At 40.4% G+C, this 16,421-nt stretch carries 16 protein-coding genes, 1 tRNA gene, 1 rRNA gene, 1 other RNA gene and 1 other annotated feature; of the genes, 14 read left to right on the plus strand and 5 right to left on the minus strand.

Features of this window, described 5'->3' with window-relative positions; genetic code table 11:
• Window positions 1-73 (plus strand): 5S ribosomal RNA (rrf, locus tag AC3A54_RS25320); the annotation flags it as partial.
• Window positions 74-108: 35 nt separating this feature from the next.
• On the opposite strand, the gene AC3A54_RS25325 is transcribed toward rrf, so the two are convergent.
• The gene (locus tag AC3A54_RS25325; protein ID WP_487656652.1) at window positions 109-1,047 is read right to left on the minus strand and encodes a YaaC family protein; all 939 of its coding nucleotides are present in this window, start codon (window positions 1,045-1,047) and stop codon (window positions 109-111) included.
• A gap of 107 nt (window positions 1,048-1,154) precedes the next feature.
• On the opposite strand from AC3A54_RS25325, the gene guaB reads away from it, so the two are divergent.
• From guaB to AC3A54_RS25355, 6 genes are all read left to right on the plus strand, one after another.
• Window positions 1,155-2,624 (plus strand): IMP dehydrogenase, encoded by a 1,470-nt coding sequence (gene guaB, locus AC3A54_RS25330; RefSeq protein WP_335547755.1) that lies wholly within the window; start codon window positions 1,155-1,157, stop codon window positions 2,622-2,624.
• A gap of 365 nt (window positions 2,625-2,989) precedes the next feature.
• Window positions 2,990-4,309 (plus strand): serine hydrolase, encoded by a 1,320-nt coding sequence (locus AC3A54_RS25335; RefSeq protein ID WP_420489875.1) that lies wholly within the window; start codon window positions 2,990-2,992, stop codon window positions 4,307-4,309.
• Window positions 4,310-4,491: 182 nt separating this feature from the next.
• Window positions 4,492-5,373, plus strand: a complete 882-nt coding sequence (gene pdxS / locus AC3A54_RS25340; protein ID WP_308081655.1) for a pyridoxal 5'-phosphate synthase lyase subunit PdxS — start codon at window positions 4,492-4,494, stop codon at window positions 5,371-5,373.
• A gap of 189 nt (window positions 5,374-5,562) precedes the next feature.
• Complete coding sequence (pdxT, locus tag AC3A54_RS25345; protein ID WP_335547753.1) at window positions 5,563-6,153, plus strand: pyridoxal 5'-phosphate synthase glutaminase subunit PdxT; 591 nt, start codon at window positions 5,563-5,565, stop codon at window positions 6,151-6,153.
• 63 nt (window positions 6,154-6,216) lie between these two features.
• Window positions 6,217-6,441: a binding site (T-box leader), on the plus strand.
• A 259-nt stretch (window positions 6,442-6,700) separates the two neighbouring features.
• Window positions 6,701-7,981 carry a serine--tRNA ligase gene (gene serS, locus AC3A54_RS25350; protein ID WP_487656653.1) on the plus strand — a complete coding sequence of 427 codons (1,281 nt, stop codon included), beginning with the start codon at window positions 6,701-6,703 and terminating at the stop codon, window positions 7,979-7,981.
• A gap of 86 nt (window positions 7,982-8,067) precedes the next feature.
• Window positions 8,068-8,160, plus strand: a tRNA-Ser gene (locus tag AC3A54_RS25355).
• A gap of 107 nt (window positions 8,161-8,267) precedes the next feature.
• Here AC3A54_RS25355 and AC3A54_RS25360 read toward each other — a convergent pair.
• The 4 genes from AC3A54_RS25360 to AC3A54_RS25375 all read right to left on the minus strand — a co-directional run bounded on the left by AC3A54_RS25360 (window position 8,268) and on the right by AC3A54_RS25375 (window position 11,754).
• Window positions 8,268-8,963, minus strand: a complete 696-nt coding sequence (locus AC3A54_RS25360; protein WP_374121020.1) for a deoxynucleoside kinase — start codon at window positions 8,961-8,963, stop codon at window positions 8,268-8,270.
• Window positions 8,964-8,978: 15 nt separating this feature from the next.
• The gene (locus tag AC3A54_RS25365) at window positions 8,979-9,623 is read right to left on the minus strand and encodes a deoxynucleoside kinase (RefSeq protein ID WP_487656654.1); all 645 of its coding nucleotides are present in this window, start codon (window positions 9,621-9,623) and stop codon (window positions 8,979-8,981) included.
• Between the two features lie 226 nt (window positions 9,624-9,849).
• A complete protein-coding gene (locus tag AC3A54_RS25370; RefSeq protein ID WP_487656655.1) occupies window positions 9,850-11,139 on the minus strand; it encodes a LysM peptidoglycan-binding domain-containing protein in 1,290 nt (429 codons plus the stop codon).
• Between the two features lie 36 nt (window positions 11,140-11,175).
• The gene (locus AC3A54_RS25375; protein ID WP_487656656.1) at window positions 11,176-11,754 is read right to left on the minus strand and encodes a cysteine hydrolase family protein; all 579 of its coding nucleotides are present in this window, start codon (window positions 11,752-11,754) and stop codon (window positions 11,176-11,178) included.
• Between the two features lie 66 nt (window positions 11,755-11,820).
• Here AC3A54_RS25375 and tadA point away from each other — a divergent pair, with 66 nt between their 5' ends.
• The 7 genes from tadA (at window position 11,821) to AC3A54_RS25410 (ending at window position 16,163) form a co-directional block, all read left to right on the plus strand.
• A complete protein-coding gene (gene tadA, locus AC3A54_RS25380; protein WP_487656657.1) occupies window positions 11,821-12,324 on the plus strand; it encodes a tRNA adenosine(34) deaminase TadA in 504 nt (167 codons plus the stop codon).
• A gap of 105 nt (window positions 12,325-12,429) precedes the next feature.
• Window positions 12,430-12,694, plus strand: an RNA gene (gene ffs, locus AC3A54_RS25385) — signal recognition particle sRNA large type.
• A 140-nt stretch (window positions 12,695-12,834) separates the two neighbouring features.
• Window positions 12,835-14,526, plus strand: coding sequence for a DNA polymerase III subunit gamma/tau (gene dnaX, locus AC3A54_RS25390; RefSeq protein WP_487656658.1), 1,692 nt, complete (start codon window positions 12,835-12,837; stop codon window positions 14,524-14,526).
• Window positions 14,527-14,556: 30 nt separating this feature from the next.
• The gene (locus tag AC3A54_RS25395; protein WP_309857152.1) at window positions 14,557-14,877 is read left to right on the plus strand and encodes a YbaB/EbfC family nucleoid-associated protein; all 321 of its coding nucleotides are present in this window, start codon (window positions 14,557-14,559) and stop codon (window positions 14,875-14,877) included.
• A gap of 65 nt (window positions 14,878-14,942) precedes the next feature.
• Window positions 14,943-15,539, plus strand: coding sequence for a recombination mediator RecR (recR, locus tag AC3A54_RS25400; RefSeq protein WP_308081646.1), 597 nt, complete (start codon window positions 14,943-14,945; stop codon window positions 15,537-15,539).
• 24 nt (window positions 15,540-15,563) lie between these two features.
• On the plus strand, window positions 15,564-15,782 hold the full coding sequence (locus tag AC3A54_RS25405; RefSeq protein WP_335547738.1) for a YaaL family protein: 219 nt from the start codon (window positions 15,564-15,566) through the stop codon (window positions 15,780-15,782).
• Window positions 15,783-15,899: 117 nt separating this feature from the next.
• Window positions 15,900-16,163, plus strand: coding sequence for a pro-sigmaK processing inhibitor BofA family protein (locus AC3A54_RS25410; protein ID WP_308081644.1), 264 nt, complete (start codon window positions 15,900-15,902; stop codon window positions 16,161-16,163).
• The last annotated feature ends 258 nt before the right edge of the window (window positions 16,164-16,421 follow it).

Below are 16,421 nucleotides of genomic sequence, written 5' to 3' on the forward strand. Positions count from 1 at the left end.
CACGGAAGTTAAGCTTCTCAGCGCCGATGGTAGTTGGGACGAAAGTCCCTGTGAGAGTAGGACGTTGCCAGGCAAATAAAAAGACAACCTGTAATGGGTTGTCTTTTTTTATGGTTTCATTAGATATTGATAAATTAAGTACGGTCCTTTTTGGAGGGTTACATCAAGAAATGAGTGGATAAAAGGATAGTCTTGATTGGGCATCATTTTGGTCAATTCACTCCACCATTCAGTTTCGTACCGAGCTATCATACTTAAATTATAGAGCAATAAATAATGGGTAAGCAGCTCTGGAAAATCAAAAAGATTTCCTTTTTGAAGTGGCATTACATAGCACTGTTTCTCCAAATTTATCTTTAGTGGTAAGTTTGCTGAAGTAGAGTTCATTGTAAACGAAAGACCCTCATTGGAAAACTCGATTGAATGGTCAAACTTAGAGGCGAGAAATTCCTTTAGCCTGCTCTCGGTCATATGATAAGAGTCCAAAACACTGTCCGGTATGGTTAATTGCTTGCCCACGTGATCTAATTGAACAAATGTCCGTTTCCCCAAAAGTAAATAGAATAAATCATCTAATTCTGGTATAAGCTGTAGTAATTCCTCCATTATGACTTTCTCCCCTTCTAATTGTTTCATGTGAAACAATTTTTCCGACATGAAGGGGAAAAGTCCATTTTTTTGCACTTTTACTTCATCCTGAAAAAAAAGGTAATTTTGCTTTTTCCTTTTCCTCGTCGAAACTCCATGTGCAAGTACAGCTGTTGTTTCGGGATAAGAAGGATCGGTTGTTAATATACAAGCCTTAATTAAATGGACGAGTCCATAAAATAGTAAAATTGGCTTTAAAATAAGAGGAGATTTTTCCGCCTGCTCATAATATATCTTTCCATGCTCAAGATAATAGAGGAAAGCATATCCGTTTTCGTAGCTTTTTTGTTCAGGATTATCTATTTGACGCTTTTGATAGCTATTCTTTAAATAGCGCTGACAATACTCTGCTGAAAAGAAACTAGAATAGCTTTTCCATCCCTTATAGTGAATATCCAAGATCGTACCACCTTTTTCAGAAGAATCAAACTAATATTTATTCCTTGACAGTATTTTGTCCAATTGATAACCTACAAATAAAATTTTTTATCCTGGGGGCCGTTAAAATGTGGGAAAGTAAATTTGTAAAAGAAGGTTTAACGTTTGATGATGTATTATTAATTCCTGGTAAGTCCGAGGTTCTACCAAGAGATGTTAGTCTGCAAGTAGAGTTATCACCAAGTGTAAAGCTCAATATTCCGATTATTAGTGCTGGAATGGACACAGTAACTGAATCAGAGATGGCCATTTCTATGGCACGTCAAGGCGGTTTGGGTATTATCCATAAAAACATGACGATTGAGCAGCAGGCAGAACAGGTTGAAAAGGTTAAGCGGTCGGAAAGTGGAGTCATTACCGATCCATTTTTTCTAACACCAGAACATCAAGTGTTTGATGCCGAACATTTAATGGGGAAATATCGAATCTCAGGTGTACCTATTGTTAATAACCTCGAAGAACAAAAACTAATAGGTATTATTACTAATAGAGATTTACGTTTCATCCAGGATCAGGATTACTCCTTTAAAATCGCAGATGTGATGACAAAGGAAAATCTTGTAACAGCTCCAGTAGGAACCACATTGAAAGAGGCAGAAAAGATTCTACAACGGTACAAAATTGAGAAACTCCCGCTCGTAAATGAACAGGGCGTATTAAAAGGATTAATTACAATCAAAGATATTGAAAAAGTCATTGAATTCCCAAATTCAGCGAAAGACAAACAAGGACGTTTATTAGCTGGAGCAGCGGTAGGAGTAACTAGTGACACGATGAAGCGTGTGGATATGCTTGTGAAGGCCAATGTAGATGTCATTGTAGTGGATACAGCCCACGGCCATTCAAAGGGTGTTCTCGATACTGTGAAGGAAATTAGAGTGGCACATCCTGAATTGACTATTATTGCAGGGAATGTGGCAACAGCGGAAGCGACAAAGCATTTAATTGAAGCAGGAGCTGATGTGGTTAAGGTAGGAATTGGACCAGGCTCCATTTGTACAACAAGGGTTGTAGCCGGTGTAGGAGTGCCGCAAATTACTGCTGTTTACGATTGTGCAACAGAAGCAATGAAGCATGGAAAGACAATAATTGCTGATGGTGGAATTAAATATTCAGGAGATATCGTAAAAGCCTTAGCTGCAGGCGGCCATGCAGTTATGCTAGGAAGTCTTTTGGCTGGTGTATCGGAAAGTCCAGGGGAAACAGAAATTTTCCAAGGGCGCCGCTTTAAGGTATATCGTGGAATGGGCTCTGTGGCTGCGATGGAAAAGGGATCAAAAGATCGTTATTTCCAGGAAGACAACAAAAAGTTTGTGCCTGAAGGAATTGAAGGAAGGATTCCTTATAAGGGACCATTATCAGAGACGGTTTATCAGCTAATTGGCGGTCTTAGAGCGGGAATGGGATATTGTGGGACAAAGGATCTTGAAGAATTAAGAACAAAAGCGCAGTTCATTAAGATGACAGGTGCAGGATTAAGAGAAAGTCATCCACATGATGTTCAAATTACAAAAGAGGCACCTAACTATTCTTTATAATCTTCAAATGGAAACAGGGAAGCTCCGCTTCTCTGTTTTTTTATATTACAGGAAAGTATAAAGTTCGACTTCGAGAATTGTCCAGCTCCAGCGCCTAGCCCCTCGGGTCAAATAACCTTCGGCAATAAAAGTCAAAAGGCGGACTTTTCTTGCTGAAGAACATTTGCCTGTCGGGGCTGATCAAGGCGCTTGCGCTTTTCTTACGGTCAAATATTCCTAGAAAAATAGCAGAATTGGAAAAAGAATGGTTCTATGCTCTGTCTATGATTTGCCAGCTACTTATGTTAAAATAACCAAAGTGTATAAATTCGTTGGAGGGCGTTACAGTGAACAAACATTTTTATCAGAAATGTGTTGCCAGTGCAATGGCAATGATTATGTTTTTTAGCCTATTTGCTGGTGTAAACCAGGCTAAGGCAGAAGCAGCGTTAAATGTAAATGCTGATGGTGCGATATTAGTTGATGCAGAAACAGGTAAGGTTCTATATGAACAGAATGCTGACAGTGTTTTAGGGGTTGCCAGCATGACTAAAATGATGACAGAATATCTTTTACTTGAAGCGGTTAAGAAAGGCAAAGTGAAATGGGATCAGGAGTATTCAGTAAGTGATCTTGTTTATAAGAACTCTCATGACAGAAGTCTTTCGAATGTGCCATTAAGGGCAGATGGTAAATATAAGATCCGTGAATTATATGAAGCAATGGCTATCTATTCTGCAAATAGTGCAACCATTGCAATTGCAGAAACTATTGGCGGATCAGAAGCAAACTTTGTAAAAATGATGAATGACAAAGCCAAACAATTAGGATTGAAGGATTATAAATTCGTCAACTCTACGGGTTTAAATAACCGAGATTACCATGGGCAGCATCCTGAAGGAACAGGTCCTGAGGATGAGAACGTAATGTCTCCACGTGCTGTTGCAAAATTGGCGTTTCATCTAATTAATGATTTCCCTGAAGTGTTAAAAACGGCTAGCACGCCGACGAAAATGTTCAGAGAAGGCACGGACGATCAAATTAAGATGGATAACTGGAACTGGATGCTTCCAAAGTTAGTTTACGGTTATCAAGGAATGGACGGGCTTAAGACGGGTACCACTGACTTTGCAGGGTATTGCTTCACAGGTACCGCGAGCCGGGATGGAAAACGATTTATTACTGTTGTTCAAAATGCTAAGGATGCCAGTGGAAAAGGTGGCTACAAAGCACGTTTTGATGAAACAAGAAAAATGATGGATTATGCATTTAGTAATTATACAAAAGAACAGATTGTTCCTAAACATTATCAAGTAAAAGGACATAAAACGCTCCCTATCACTAAAGGGAAAGAAGACCAAGTGAAAATTTACACGAAGTCAGCTATTAGCATGGTTGTCCTCAACGGTGAAAAGAAGAGCTACAAACCAGTTCTTGTTCTAGATAAGAAAAAGGTTAATAAAGATGGAGAAATCACTGCTCCAGTAAAAAAAGGTGAAACAGTTGGATATTTAACTATTGAACCGAAAAATGGTGATAAAGTTTCTTTCTTAACAGAAGAGGGACATAAGAAAATCAAAGTGGATGTTATTGCTGCAAAAGATGTAGAAAAAGCAAATTGGTTTGTCCTAATGATGCGTGGGATTGGCAATTTCTTTGGTGATGTTTGGCACGGAATTTCTTCAACCGTAAAAGGTTGGTTTTAATTAGAATAAAAACATAAGAAAATTTTGGATTTATTAAGAAGGATTCTTGTCTTGACAGGAATCCTTTTTTGTTGCTTTAATGATTTTATGGAATAAGATAATTCCGATTGGTTGAATAGGAATTTTCCTAAAAGTGTAAAGAGATTTTTCTTAATATTTCAAATAAAAGGGGGATTTTAACAATGAAAACAGGTACAGAACTCGTAAAACGTGGTATGGCTGAAATGCAAAAAGGCGGCGTCATTATGGACGTTGTGAATGCCGAGCAGGCAAAAATTGCTGAAGAAGCAGGTGCAGTAGCAGTAATGGCTTTAGAGCGGGTGCCTTCAGATATCCGTGCAGCTGGTGGAGTGGCAAGGATGGCTGACCCAAGAATAGTTGAAGAGGTACTTAATGCTGTTTCAATCCCTGTAATGGCTAAAGCAAGAATTGGTCATATTGTGGAAGCTAGAGTGCTTGAGGCGATGGGTGTTGACTATATCGACGAAAGTGAAGTATTAACTCCTGCTGACGAAGAGTACCATTTATATAAAAGTGATTTTACTGTTCCGTTTGTTTGCGGTTGCCGTGACCTTGGTGAGGCAGCGCGTCGTATTGGTGAAGGTGCCTCCATGCTTCGTACAAAGGGTGAGCCAGGAACCGGTAATATCGTTGAAGCAGTTCGTCACATCCGTAAGGTAAACGCACAGGTTCGTAAAGTAGTGGGAATGAATGAAGATGAGCTAATGACGGAAGCAAAGCTTTTAGGTGCTCCATTTGAATTACTTCTTGAAATTAAGCGTCTTGGACGTCTCCCAGTTGTTAACTTTGCAGCAGGCGGTGTAGCAACACCAGCAGATGCAGCACTTATGATGCAGCTTGGTGCGGACGGTGTGTTTGTTGGATCAGGTATCTTCAAATCTGAAAACCCAGCTAAGTTTGCAAGAGCAATTGTGGAAGCAACTACTCACTACCAAGACTATAAATTAATTGCTGAACTTTCAAAGGATCTTGGAACACCAATGAAAGGGATTGAAATTTCTTCACTAGCGCCAGAAGCACGCATGCAGGAGCGTGGATGGTAAAAAGAAAAGCGGAAGCGACCGTTTAGCGCACGACAAGCCAGGGACCCGGTCCGACTGAGATAAAGGAAACACGAAGAGCGGAAGCGACTCGATGTTGACTTATCGTAGGGAGGAGTGGGATGGCTACTAGTCGCTGGGAGCTGTAGCTAGACAGTTATCATAGTAAAAAAAGGTTAAAGGAGTATCGTAATGATTAAAATCGGCGTTCTCGCTTTACAAGGAGCGGTCCGGGAACATATTCGGTCACTTGAGGCCTGCGGTGTAGAGGCCGTTGCTGTTAAACGAAAGGAAGAATTACAAGACTTAGATGGTCTTATTCTTCCTGGTGGAGAAAGCACAGCAATGCGGCGCCTGATTGATAAATATGATTTCATGGATGCGTTAAAGGAATTTGCCCACAGTGGGAAACCAATGTTTGGTACATGCGCGGGTCTCATACTATTAGCTAAGCAACTTGTCGGTTATAATGAACCTCACATCGGTGTCATGGACATTCAGGTGGAGCGGAACTCCTTCGGCCGACAAGTGGACAGCTTTGAAGCGGACCTTGCAATTAAGGATGTAGCGGAGACCTTCCCAGCGGTGTTCATTCGTGCGCCGCACATTGTTGAGGCGGGGGAAGATGTGGAAATCCTTTGCAAGCATAATGACCGCATTGTGGCCGCACGGGACAGGCAATTTCTCGGATGTTCCTTCCATCCTGAATTAACGGATGATCATCGCATTACCGCTTACTTTGTTGAGATGGTAAAGGAAGCCAAACAAAAGCAACTTGTATAGGGATAATTTGGTTGCATTTCGTAAATAATTATAGTAACGTAAATATACAAATCATAAATATTGATGAAAGCAATGAGAGGAACTAGTAACAGGAAACTCATTCTAGCAGAGAGCCGGTGGGTGGTGAAAACCGGTGAATGAAGCTTGTGAATCCCTCCTCGAGCAAGGTATGGAACACTACATAATGTAGTAAGTAAGTACTTTCGGTGAAATCCGTTACATTTTTTCAAGGTGGACAGTGTATGCTGTCAACCAGGGTGGTAACGCGGGTTAACTCTCGTCCCTGTTTTCAGGGGCGGGAGTTTTTTGTTTTTTAGGATAGGTTAGAGCTTTTTGTTGATTTGGCACGATGTTGATTAGAGCGGAAGGCGCGAAGACTCCTGTGGGAGTACGGTTCAGGGGAGACCCCGCAGGCGCAAGCGCCGAGGAGGCTCGCCGAAACGCCCACGGAAAGCGAAGCGCCTGGAGCGGAGATCAACAGGACCAGTTTACATAGCTTATCTATTCAAGCGGAAACAGTCAAAAAATTTTTAAAGGAGTGTCAATTATGCTGGATATTAAAGTCCTAAGAGCAAATTTTGCAGAAGTAAAAGAAAAACTTCAAAACCGTGGAGAAGATCTAACCGATTTTGGCCGCTTCGAAGAACTAGACGTAAAGAGACGAGAACTAATCGTAGAAACTGAAAAACTAAAAAGTAAACGAAATGATGTGACACAGCAAGTTGCAGCTTTAAAACGTGAAAAGCAAGATGCTGATCATTTAATTAAAGAGATGCGTGAGGTAGGCGATCAAATTAAAGCGCTTGATGACGAGCTTCGCGGAGTAGAAGAAACATTAGAAATGTTACTTCTAAGCATCCCAAATATCCCTCATGAAAGTGTACCAGTCGGGGAAACAGAAGATGACAATGTAGAAATCAGACAATGGGGTCATGTACGTGACTTTGAATTCGAAGCAAAGCCGCACTGGGACATTGCTGATCAGTTAAGGATCCTTGATTTTGAACGTGCAGGCAAAGTAACAGGAAGCCGCTTTGTTTTTTACAAAGGATTAGGAGCGCGATTAGAGCGTGCGTTAATGAGCTTCATGCTCGACTTGCATGTGGATGAACATGGCTACACTGAAATCCTACCACCATACTTGGTGAATCGCACAAGCATGACGGGAACAGGGCAATTGCCAAAGTTTGAAGAGGATGCCTTCTTGATTGAGAGCGAAGATTATTTCCTTATTCCAACGGCAGAAGTACCTGTTACAAACTATCACCGTGATGAGATTTTAAGTGGGGAAGACCTTCCGATCCGCTTTGCTGCCTATAGCGCATGCTTCCGTTCTGAGGCTGGCTCTGCAGGTCGTGATACAAGAGGGTTAATCCGTCAGCATCAATTTAATAAAGTAGAACTTGTAAAGTTTGTGAAGCCAGAGGATTCTTATGAGGAGCTTGAAAAGCTGACAAATGATGCTGAACGAGTATTACAATTATTGGAGCTTCCATACCGTGTGTTAAGCATGTGTACGGGTGACCTTGGGTTTACGGCTGCGAAGAAGTACGATATTGAAGTATGGATTCCTAGCTATGGAACGTACCGCGAGATTTCTTCTTGCAGTAATTTTGAAGCATTCCAAGCGAGACGAGCAAATATCCGTTTCCGTCGTGATCCAAAAGCCAAGCCAGAACATGTTCACACATTAAATGGCTCTGGTCTTGCGATTGGCCGCACGGTCGCCGCTATATTAGAGAATTACCAGCAAGAGGACGGCAGTGTCATCATACCAACTGTATTACGTCCATACATGGGGAACCGTGACGTAATTAAGCCAATGTAATATCTGAAAATTCCGGATGTTTTGTTCATCCGGAATTTTTGTTGACATTCATAATGGATATGTGTTAAATTATTTTTTGTTGATACGGAGGAATACCCAAGTTCGGCTGAAGGGATCGGTCTTGAAAACCGACAGGCGGGTTAAACCGCGCGGGGGTTCGAATCCCTCTTCCTCCTCCATTTTTTAAAACAATCGCGCATAAAATACTGGAGATAAGAGCTCGCTACATTCATTGTAGTGAGTTTTTTTTATGCAATTTTTGCCGTAAAAAAAGAAGCACATTGGATTAACCAATATGTGCTTCTGTTAGATTAAGAATTACTTTTAATTTTTCATCTACTTCACGGCATACTCTTTCGGCATCCGCTTGACTCTTCACAACATCAGTCGTGTCCATGTCAATCACTAGGACTTCACTTGCTGCATACTGGTTCATTACCCACTCATCATAACCCTTCCACACTTCAAAGTAGTACTCTTTCAGCTCAGGGTTAATCTCAAAACTTCTACCGCGGGCCATGATCCGGTCAATGACCGTATCAAAGGATCCTTTTAAGTAAACCATTAGATCTGGTGCCTTTTTAGGTAGTTCCTGCAGTTCTTCCAACATATTATCAACAAGATCTTCATATATCTTGAACTCTAAGCTTGAGATTCTGCCTAAATTTTTATTTACATAAGCAAAATACCAGTCTTCATAAATAGAACGATCTTGAATCGTATAAATCGGTTCACTCCAGTTAATACAATCTTTTACTGTCTTAAATCGTTTGTTTAAGAAAAATAATTGTAAGAGGAATGGAATTCTTCTTGCATCTAATTCTTCAGGTGTCAACTCATAATATAGAGGTAGGATGGGGTTATCATCCACCGATTCATAAAACACCTTACTTTCAATTCCTTTATTTTTAAAGTGTGCATTTAAGGTATCAGCCACACTTGTTTTCCCTAGACCAATCATACCACCAATAACGATACTCACTAACATCCCCCTATTCTATATGTTTGTCCAGCTGCAAGTCTTTAATGATAAGGTTAACTTTTCAATAATATGGTTTAGATCATTTTCGTTTTGCACGAAATCCAACTCATCGCCGCTAAAGCGAAGAACAGGTATTTCTGGATGTTCTTTTTCAAAAATCGCTATGGCATTTTCATAGTCGATAGAGAGCTGTTCTAAATATAACGGGCTAATATTTTTTTCAACCTCGCGCCCTCTAATCTTGATTCGTTTTAACAAAGTATCTAAGCTGGCATTTAAATAAATAATGACATTAGGCTTTGGCATATCTTCGGTAAGAATTTGATAAATCTTATAATATTTTTGGTATTCTTCCGGATTTAATGTTCTTTGTGCAAAAATCAAATTTTTAAAAATATGATAGTCTGCAACAACAGATTGATTTTGACTTAGGTAATGGGTATTGATGTCCCCTAATTGCTTAAAGCGATTGCAGAGGAAGAACATTTCCGTCTGGAAACTCCATTCCTCGATGTTGTCATAAAACTTCCCTAAAAATGGGTTTTCATCCACAATCTCTTTTAGTAAAGCAAATTGAAATTGCTCTGAAATGGCTTTTGCGAGCGATGTCTTCCCAACACCAATCGGCCCTTCAACCGTAATAAAGGGTGTATCCCCCATTGCAAGTCCTCCTTCTCCAACTGCCTGCACTTCTATATTAACCAGATTTAACCGGATAATTTATATTGTTATTGTCATGGTGCTTCATTGACACAAAGAATATTTTATCACAATCTGTCGCAGGAAGGGATATGGAATATTTAGAAGTAAGTAGTTTTATGTCAGATATATGAAAAAACTGCCGAAAGACGGCAGTTTTTGTTGTAAAAAATATTTTTCGACTCCTTTATGTTCCCCGTTTGGTGACGTTAAAATTATCAACGATTAACAGCCAATTTTGCGGGAACGATAAACCGAGCTTCCAATAACTCATTCCTCGTATATTTAACTCTTTGATCAAATCAAATTTAGCTTGGATCGATCGGGCATCCTCAAACCATACCTCATGCTCTTTGCCGGCCTCGTCTCTGTATTTGAAAAAAGGTGCCTCTGCTTTTGTATCATATTGAATCGGCACATTATATTTAGCCGCAAGTTGAATGGCCTGCTGCGGACTGACAGCCTTCGCAACGGATCCTTGAACAAAAGGAAGTGTCCAATCATAGCCATAAAGGTTTTGACCCATAAGTATTTTATTAGAAGGCATTTCGGTTATGGCATACTCTAAAACTTTCCTTACTGAGTCAATAGGCGAAACGGCCATCGCAGGACCGCCGCTATAGCCCCACTCGTACGTCATAATCACCACAAAGTCAGAAATTTCCCCATGTGCCTTGTAATCATGGCCTTCATACCATTTTCCTTTTTGTGTGGCACTGGTCTTTGGGGCAAGGGCAGTTGACATGAGCCAACCTTCATTCTTAAATCGTTGTTTTGCCTTTCGCAGAAAGTTGTTGTAAGCCTCACGGTCGGCCGGTCGCAAAAATTCAAAATCAAAGTGAATATCACGGAATCCATATTTTTTAGCGGTTGCAACAATAGTATTGAGAAATTTATCTTGAATGGCCATGTCGTTTAATAGAATTCGCCCGAGCTCATCACTAAACTGATCATTTTCCTGGTTGTTGATTACCATCATAAGTACGTTACGATTAGTCCTTGCGATAGCAGGGAAATTATTCAGTAAAGGTTCCTTCAAGGTTCCATCACGGCGCGCTTGAAAACTAAAAGGGGCTAAATACGTTAAATAAGGTGCAGCTTCCCTGGCACTATTCTCTAATACAGGTGCAACCGTTGTTCCTCGCGGCTCTACATAGGCATTAAACTCAGCGTTTCTTTTTTGACCTTGGGGGATATAAAGACGGAATCCAACATTGAGTGGCTGATTTACGTTAATCCGATTAATCTTTGCAAGCTCTTGATAAGGGACACCGACTTTTCTGGCAATCGAGAATAAGGAATCACCTGGCTGAACGAAATAAAAGCGGCCGATAATTGGAATGACTATGGACTGTCCAATAACAAGGTCATTTGGATTCGGTAATTCATTTGCTTCAATAATATCGTTAACGGTCGTGTGGTAGGCTCTGGCAATCGAGGTTAATGATTCATTCCTTCTTATAACATGGATTTGCATCCTAATCCCTCCCAACAAACATACGTTGCAACTATTTTATGAGGGAGGGTGAGGATAAATGATATAATGTTGATAAATTTCATGATGACTAGGATCGGTTTTAGCTTTGAGTACATTTTCCATCATCGTTAGAGCAAAGTAGTTATCCTGCTCATCAACAGAGGTAATACAATCACGAGGAACATAAATGGGATACTCGCGCATATAGGCATCATTTGCTGTAAAGAGCACGCAAATATTGCCCGCAATTCCAGTTAATATGAGCGTATTCACCTTTAAATGATTTAACAATATGGTTAAAGAGGTTTCGTAAAAAGCGGAATGCTTAGGTTTGATTAAAAAATAATCATCATCATCATCTGGCAGCAGGATATCAAAAATAGGCTGACTGTAATCGTTCTTACAAAAATCAATGATTTTATTAAAATCAGCCTGCCATAAATTATAATGATCATTCATAAAGATAACGGGTAAGTTTTGTTTATTAAATTGTTTTTTCAATTCTTTGATGGGCTTAGCAATTTGCAGTGCTTTTTTGGCTAAAATGGAACCATGTGAAAAATCAAAGTTGTTAATCATATCAATAATAATCAGTGCAGGATAATTATTCTCCATTTGCTTCTCCTCCTTCCTATATTTTGGAGTAATAGTAGAATACTTATCCATTAGAAGGAGTTTGCTATGACGGTGGAAGAGAACCTAGACGAATACTATATGAGTGAAGCAATAAAGGAAGCCAAAAAAGCGGAGGAACGAATGGAAGTTCCAATCGGAGCCGTACTTGTCATCGAGGATAGAATTATTTCCCGGGCACATAACTTGCGTGAAATTGAGCAGAACGCTGTTGCCCATGCAGAACTTATTGCGATCGAACAAGCTTGCCGGGAAATAGGCTCCTGGCGGTTGGAGAATGCCACTTTATATGTGACACTCGAGCCATGTCCAATGTGCTCAGGTGCCATTATACTATCGAGGGTGAAAAGAGTGGTATATGGTGCGAGTGACCCAAAGGGCGGATGTGCAGGGACGCTCATGAATCTTTTACAGGACGACCGTTTTAATCACCAAAGTGAAGTGACAAAGGGCGTGTTAGAAGGTGAATGCGGCCAATTGCTCTCTGATTTTTTTAGGTCGCTAAGGGAAAGGAAAAAACTTGAGAAACAACGAAGGAACGAAAAGAAATAGAAGATTTACAATAACTTACAGTTGATTAATATTGCTTTTTTTCGAGATTGGTTGTATATTAGAAAGGCGTCAGATACGACGCACCAAACTTAGTTATCAACTTTGCCGTGCTAGGTGGGGAGGTAGCGGTGCCCTGTACCCGCAATCCGCTCTAGCGGGACTGAATCCCTTCCCGAGGCTAATGGCCTGTAGGGTCTGCCTTAAGTAAGTGGTGTTGACACCCGGGTCCTGCGCAATGGGAATCCATGAACCATGTCAGGTCCGGAAGGAAGCAGCATTAAGTGGACGCTCTCATGTGCCGCAGGGTTGCCTGGGTCGAGCTAACTGCTTAAGTAACGCTTATGGGCGTTAGTCGAAGGAAGGTGCACGGCAGTTACATATGTATATAAATCAACTCATCTCAGAATGGAGATGAGTTTTTTTGTGAACTCTTATGAATACACTTTGAAAAAATGAAAATGGATACGTTATAATGGTTAGGATGAATTATTTCGAAGGGGGCGGTGTCAGTTGGCTTATCAGGCTTTATATCGTGTTTGGCGTCCGCAGGCATTTATCGATGTAGTAGGACAAGAACATGTTACGCAGACATTGCAGAACGCCCTGCTTCAACAAAAGATATCACATGCCTATCTTTTTTCTGGCCCAAGAGGAACAGGTAAAACGAGCGCAGCTAAGATCTTAGCAAAGGCAATTAACTGTGAACGCGCACCTGTATCAGAACCATGTAATGAATGTGCAGCCTGCCGTGGAATTACCAATGGAACGATTCCAGATGTGTTAGAGTTTGATGCTGCTTCCAACTCTCGTGTGGAAGAAATGAGAGATGTATTGGAAAAGGTCAAATTTGCACCGACTGCTGTTAACTATAAGGTTTACATCATTGATGAGGTACATATGCTTTCCATTAGTGCTTTTAATGCTTTATTAAAAACATTAGAAGAACCACCGAAGCATGTAATTTTTATTTTAGCTACAACAGAACCTCATAAAATTCCATTAACGATTATTTCTAGATGTCAGCGGTTTGATTTTAGACGCATCACAGCTGGTTCTATTGTAAAGCGGATGAAATTAATTGTTGATGAAACAGGCGTAGTATGTGATGAGGATGCCTTGAAAATGATTGCCCGTGCAGCAGAGGGCGGGATGCGTGATGCCTTAAGTCTATTAGACCAGGCAATATCCTATAGTCAGGATCGGGTAACGGTAGAGGATGCCTTGACAGTGACCGGCTCTGTATCCCAAGGGTTCTTGAATAAATTATCAAGCTCATTTCAAGAAAAAGATGTGGCGAGTGGTTTAGAGGCGCTTGAGGAATTATTATTTCACGGTAAGGACCCAACGCGATTTATCGAAGATTTGATTTTATTCTATCGAGACATGCTGCTTTATAAAACGGCACCAAATCTTGAAGAGTCGCTTGAAAGAGTCATGCTTGACGATGAATTTCGCAGGATGGCGGAAGCCACTCCTACCGGACAAATCTATCAGGTCATTGACTTCTTAAATAAAACACAACAAGAAATGAGATGGACGAACCATCCGCGGATATTTCTTGAGGTGGCAATTGTTAAGCTCTGTCAAATGGAAAGTATAGAAAAGGAAGCAGCACAGCCTTCCAATGTCGACCATTTGTTATCTAGGATTGAACAACTAGAAAATGAACTAGAGCAATTAAAAACCAGCGGGATCACTGTTACCTCACAGGATGCAGCACCGCAGCAGCAAAAACCGGCTCAGAGAGTGTCCAGGAAAGGATTCCAGCCTGCAGTTGGTAAAATCAATGAAGTATTAAAGGTAGCTACCAAAAACGATTTAAATCAGATTAAAGGTAAATGGGGCGAAATGCTGGCAAGCTTAATAAAATCGCACGCAGCCTTGTTAAATGATGCGGAGCCAGTTGCAGCTTCGGCGGATGCCTTAATTATAAAGTTTAAGCATGAAATGATTTGTCAAATGGCAACAGATAGAAAGGATTTTCAAGAAGCGATTACCGGTGCCTTTCAAAAATTAACTGGTAAAAGATTTCTATTCTTGGGTGTACCCGAGGAACAATGGGGAGCCATTCGTGAAAGCTTCTTGAACAGTCAGCATGGTGAAGAAGGAGAAGTCAGCGAAACAAGCAGGAAGGAAGAGGAACCTCATATATCTGAGGCAAAAAAACTTTTTGGCGCTGAGTTCGTAGAAGTAATAGAATAATAATAACTTACTATATGGAGGTAATGTGTTATGATGCGTGGCGGAATGGGTAATATGCAAAATATGATGAAGCAAATGCAAAAAATGCAAAAGAAAATGGCGGAAGCTCAAGAAGAATTAGGTCAAGAAAAAATTGAAGGAACTGCCGGCGGTGGTATGGTTAAGGTCGTTGTAACCGGTCATAAAGAAGTGGTAGATGTACAAATTAAACCTGAGGCAGTTGACCCGGATGATGTAGAAATGTTGCAGGATCTTGTGTTAGCAGCTGTAAATGACGCCCTTAAAAAGGCTGAAGAGCTAACAAACAATACAATGGGCCAATTCACAAAAGGAATGAACCTTCCTTTCTAAGCTTGATTAAACCAAAAGAGGCTGTTCTTACGTGCAGCCTCTTTTATTAAAGGGGAAAAATAGTAATGCATTATCCTGAACCGATTTCTAAGCTCATCGACAGCTTTATGAAATTGCCAGGAATCGGCCCTAAAACGGCTGCACGCCTGGCCTTTTATGTGTTAAGTATGAAAGAGGACACCGTCCTTGATTTTGCAAAAGCGCTTGTGAATGCAAAGCGTAATTTAACGTATTGTTCTGTTTGTGGTCACATCACGGATCAGGATCCTTGCTATATATGTGAAGATCAACGCAGGGATAGAAGTATCATTTGTGTTGTCCAGGATCCAAAGGATGTTATTGCAATGGAAAAGATGAAGGAATTCAACGGGTTATATCATGTATTACATGGGGCTATTTCTCCAATGGACGGGATAGGTCCAGAAGATATTAATATCCCTGATTTACTAAAACGTCTTCAGGATGAAACCGTACAGGAAGTGATCTTAGCTACGAACCCGAATATTGAAGGTGAAGCAACCGCTATGTATATCTCTCGTTTGTTAAAACCATCAGGTATTAAGACGACAAGAATTGCCCATGGATTACCAGTTGGCGGGGACCTTGAGTATGCTGATGAAGTAACCTTATCGAAAGCAATAGAGGGCCGACGAGAACTATAAGATAAAATTCGGAGGAAATAAAGTATGTTTTTTCGACGTAAAGGACGGCTTCGAAAAGAGTATGATGAAAAGCTCTTGATACAGTTGAATCGTTTGAAAGAGCATTGGCAGCAAGAAAAACAGCTATTGGAAAAAAGTTTTGATCCTTCCGAAGAGGTTATTTGCCAAACCAAAATTGCAGAAGCGAAGTATATCTTCTTATTAAGAGAAGCAAAACAGCGACATGTCACTTTATTAAGATGAATTTAAATGATGAGCCTGACCACTATGTGTGGACGGGCTTTTTTATTTATACGGTCTATTCCCTCTAACTTGTACATAAACTGTATGGATAATGATGAAGGAGGAGGGGAGCGTTATTTGGAACCTATTATCGTTATTTCTGTATTAGGAGGCCTGATCCTATTACTCTTATTCTCTGGGGCACCTTTTAAACCAGCACGGTTTGTTGGTCAAGCAGCGGTTAAATTCTTAATCGGGGCGTTGTTTCTATTTTTCTTAAATGCAGCCGGTAACCGGTACGGGATCCATGTCCCCATTAATGTAGCTACATCTGCAGTATCCGGCTTTCTGGGGATACCTGGAGTATTTGCCTTAGTAGCTATTCAACACTGGGTTTTATAGCTGTACAAGCCGCTGAAACCAGCGGTTTTTATTTTTTTAAAATAACTATTGACCATATGGTTGGAATGCTGTAATATATTAAAAGTCGTCACCAAGACGTCGAACTAGTAAATAAAAAGTTATTGACTTTCCATCATTAACTTGATAAGATTATAAAGTCGCTTTTAAGCGATGATGAGAGATTTGTTCTTTGAAAACTAAACAAACAAAAACGTCAACAAACAAAAATTATTAGTTTCTTATGAAACTAAGCCAACG

It is taken from the genome of Neobacillus sp. Soil_C_43 (assembly GCF_057656715.1).

Coding starts and splice junctions, on each gene's coding strand:
- tadA (WP_487656657.1), top strand. CDS start 11,821: ATGACGGTGGAAGAGAACCTAGACGAATACTATATGAGTGAAGCAATA.
- AC3A54_RS25395 (WP_309857152.1), top strand. CDS start 14,557: ATGATGCGTGGCGGAATGGGTAATATGCAAAATATGATGAAGCAAATG.
- guaB (WP_335547755.1), top strand. CDS start 1,155: ATGTGGGAAAGTAAATTTGTAAAAGAAGGTTTAACGTTTGATGATGTA.
- pdxS (WP_308081655.1), top strand. CDS start 4,492: ATGAAAACAGGTACAGAACTCGTAAAACGTGGTATGGCTGAAATGCAA.
- AC3A54_RS25370 (WP_487656655.1), bottom strand. CDS start 11,139: ATGCAAATCCATGTTATAAGAAGGAATGAATCATTAACCTCGATTGCC.
- AC3A54_RS25375 (WP_487656656.1), bottom strand. CDS start 11,754: ATGGAGAATAATTATCCTGCACTGATTATTATTGATATGATTAACAAC.
- recR (WP_308081646.1), top strand. CDS start 14,943: ATGCATTATCCTGAACCGATTTCTAAGCTCATCGACAGCTTTATGAAA.
- AC3A54_RS25365 (WP_487656654.1), bottom strand. CDS start 9,623: ATGGGGGATACACCCTTTATTACGGTTGAAGGGCCGATTGGTGTTGGG.
- serS (WP_487656653.1), top strand. CDS start 6,701: ATGCTGGATATTAAAGTCCTAAGAGCAAATTTTGCAGAAGTAAAAGAA.
- AC3A54_RS25405 (WP_335547738.1), top strand. CDS start 15,564: ATGTTTTTTCGACGTAAAGGACGGCTTCGAAAAGAGTATGATGAAAAG.
- pdxT (WP_335547753.1), top strand. CDS start 5,563: ATGATTAAAATCGGCGTTCTCGCTTTACAAGGAGCGGTCCGGGAACAT.
- AC3A54_RS25335 (WP_420489875.1), top strand. CDS start 2,990: ATGGCAATGATTATGTTTTTTAGCCTATTTGCTGGTGTAAACCAGGCT.